Source organism: Kitasatospora sp. NPDC091257 (assembly GCF_044757675.1).
Taxonomy (GTDB): Bacteria; Actinomycetota; Actinomycetes; order Streptomycetales; family Streptomycetaceae; genus Kitasatospora; species Kitasatospora lactacystinica.
Map to the genome: position 1 here is coordinate 1 of NZ_JBIVVI010001061.1, position 3,194 is coordinate 3,194.

General features: G+C 74.5%; 1 protein-coding gene. It reads left to right on the top strand.

What is annotated here, in order from left to right:
* Positions 1-90 precede the first annotated feature (90 nt).
* Positions 91-3,194 (top strand): acyltransferase domain-containing protein (locus ACIQOV_RS34290; RefSeq protein ID WP_401054709.1); only part of this gene is annotated, 3,104 nt, incomplete at its 3' end.

Genomic DNA, 3,194 nt, shown 5'->3' on the forward strand with positions numbered 1-3,194 from the left:
CGGTCGGCGCCGGGTCTGGTCACCGGGACCGCCCGCCCGGTGGGTCGGTCGGTGTTCGTCTTTCCGGGGCAGGGTGCCCAGTGGGTGGGTATGGGCGGAGAGTTGTACGGCTCGGAGCCGGTGTTCCGGGAGGCGATCGACGCGTGTGACGCGGCGTTGGCGCCGTACACGGACTGGTCGTTGGTGGAGGTGCTGACCGGCGGTGGTTCGCTGGAGCGGGTTGACGTCGTGCAGCCCGCGCTGTTCGCGGTGATGGTGGCCCTGGCCGCGCTGTGGCGTGCGCACGGGGTCGAGCCCGATGCCGTCGTCGGGCATTCGCAGGGTGAGATCGCCGCCGCGTACGTCGTCGGGGCGTTGTCCCTGGAGGACGCGGCCAAGGTGGTCGCCCTGCGGAGCAAGGCGCTGGTCGCTCTGGCCGGCCAGGGCGGGATGGTGTCGGTCGGCCTCGGGCACGAGCGGGCCGTCGAGTTCGTGGCCCGCTGGGACGACCGGATCACCGTCGCGGTGGTCAACGCCCCCGGCTCGGTCGTCGTCTCGGGCGATCTGGACGCGCTGGAGGAGCTGCTGGCGGCCTGCGAGGCCGACGACATCCGCGCCCGGCGCCTGCCCGTCAACTACGCCGCGCACTCGGCCCAGGTCGAGGCGATCCGCGAGCAACTCTTCACCGACCTCGCCGACATCACACCGCGCCCGGCGACGATCCCGTTCTACTCCACGGTCACCGGCGAGGAGATCGACACCTCCGCCCTCGACGCCGATTACTGGTACCGAAACCTTCGCGAACCCGTGCTGTTCGACCGGACCACCCGGCTGCTGCTCGCCTCGGGCGGCGACCCCGTCTTCGTCGAGATCAGCCCGCACCCGGTGCTCACGCCCGCGCTGGAGGAGCACGAGGCGGGTGTGGTGACCGGGACACTGCGCCGCGACCACGGCACCCCGGCCGAGTTCCTGGCCGCCGCGGCGCGGCTGTTCGTCGCGGGTGTGCCGGTGCGGTGGCCGTTCCCCGAAGGGGAGCCGGTGGCGCTGCCCACCTACCCCTTCCAGCGGACGCGGTTCTGGCTCGCCGGGGGTGCGGGAGACGTGTCCGCGGCCGGGCTCGACCCGGTGGACCACCCGCTGCTCGGCGCCGCTGTCGAGGTGGGCGAGCAGCGGGTCCTGACGGGTCGGCTCTCCCTGGCCACCCACCCCTGGCTCGCGGACCACTCCGTACTGGGGACGGTGCTGCTGCCCGCGACGGCGTTCGTGGAACTGGTGGTGCACGCGGCCGGGGCGGCCGTGGAGGAACTGGTCCTGGAGGCGCCGCTGATGTTGCCCGCGGACGGCGCGGTGGACGTGCAGGTCGTCGTGGGCGAGCCGGACGGGACCGGCCGCCGCACGGTCGACGTCCGGTCCCGTACGGACGGTTGGGTGCGGCACGCCACCGGCACGGTGAGCGGGCAGCCTGTGGTTGGGCGGGCCGTGGCCGGGCAGGAGCTGACGCAGTGGCCGCCGGCCGGCGCGGAACCGGTCACCGGGCTCTACGACACGCTCGCCGCGGCGGGCTACGAGTACGGGCCGGCCTTCCAGGCCGTGCAGGCGGTGTGGCGCCGCGGCAAGGAGGTGTTCGCCGAGGTCACCGTGCCGGACGCGGCCCGGTTCTCCGTCCATCCGGCGCTGCTGGACGCCGCCCTGCAACCGCTGGCGCTGCTGTCCGGCACGGAAGGCGACGCGCGGCTGCCGTTCTCGCTGGGCGGGATCGCGGTCCACCGCACCGGCGTGACCTCCGCGCGCGTGCGGCTGACGGTGGTGCGCCCCGGCACGTACGCCGTCCACCTGGCGGACCGGTCCGGCGAGCCCGTGGCGACCATCGAAGCGCTGACCACCCGTCCGATGGCCGAACGCGGCCCGCTGTACGCCCTCGACTGGATTCCGCTGACCCCCGGCGAAGGCGCGCTCGGCGACGCCGTCGTCTCGCCCGGCTCGGTCGCCGAGGCGCTGACGGCCGTCCAGGACTTCCTGGCCGGGCCCGGCGAACGGCTCGTGGTGCGCACGCGGGGCGCGGTCGCCGTCGTTCCCGGTGAGGGAGTGAGCGACCCGGAAGCCTCGGCCGTATGGGGCCTGGTCCGGTCCGCGCAGTCCGAGCACCCCGGCCGATTCGTGCTCGTGGACGCCGACGAGCTGCCCGACGGCCTGTCGGTCGGCGACGAGGACCAGGTGGCGGTGCGCCGGGGGGCCGTCTACGTGCCCCGGCTCGTGCGCTCCGCACCGGAGGCGTTCGACGGACGGCTGACGCAGGCGGGCACGGGCAGCCTGGACGACCTCGCCTTCCTGCCGTACGAGCAGGCCCCGCCCGGGCCCCGGGAGGTGCGCGTCGCCGTGCGGGCGGCCGGCCTGAATCTCCGGGACGTACTGATCGCCCTCGGCGTCTACCCGGACCCGGCGCTGCTCGGCAGCGAGGGCGCGGGCGTCGTCACCGAGGTCGGCGCCGAGGTCACCGGGCTGCGGCCGGGTGACCGGGTCGCCGGGCTGCTGCCCGGCGCGTTCGGCCGGGTGGCCGTCGCCGACCACAGGGTGCTGGTGCGCATCCCCGACGAGTGGACGTTCACCCAGGCCGCCACTGTGCCGATCGCGTTCATGACCGCCTGGTACGGCCTGCGCGACCTGGGCGGGCTGAAGGCCGGTAACCGGGTGCTGATCCACGCCGGGGCCGGCGGCGTCGGCATGGCGGCGGTCCAGCTCGCGCGACTTTGGGGCGCGGACGTCCACGCGACCGCCGGCCCGGGCAAGTGGGACGCGCTGCGCGCCCTGGGGCTGGACGAGGATCACATCGCCTCGTCCCGGACCCTGGAGTTCGCCGACCGGTTCGGACCCTTCGACGTGGTGCTGAACTCGCTGTCCGGGGAGTTCCTGGACGCCTCCCTGCGGCTGCTCGCGCCCGGCGGGCGGTTCGTGGAGATGGGCAAGGCCGACATCCGGCCCGGCGTGCTGGCCTTCGACCTGGCCGACGCGGGACCGGAACGGCTGGGGGAGATCCTGGCCGAGGCCGTCCGGCTGCTCGGCGCGGGCGAGCTGCGTCTGCCACCACTCACCACCTGGGACGTCCGCCGCGCGCGGGACGCCTTCCGGTTCATGAGTCGGGCCGCTCATGTCGGGAAGATCGTTCTCACTGTTCCTCAGCCGGTCGACCCCGAGGGCACCGTGCTGATCACCGGTGG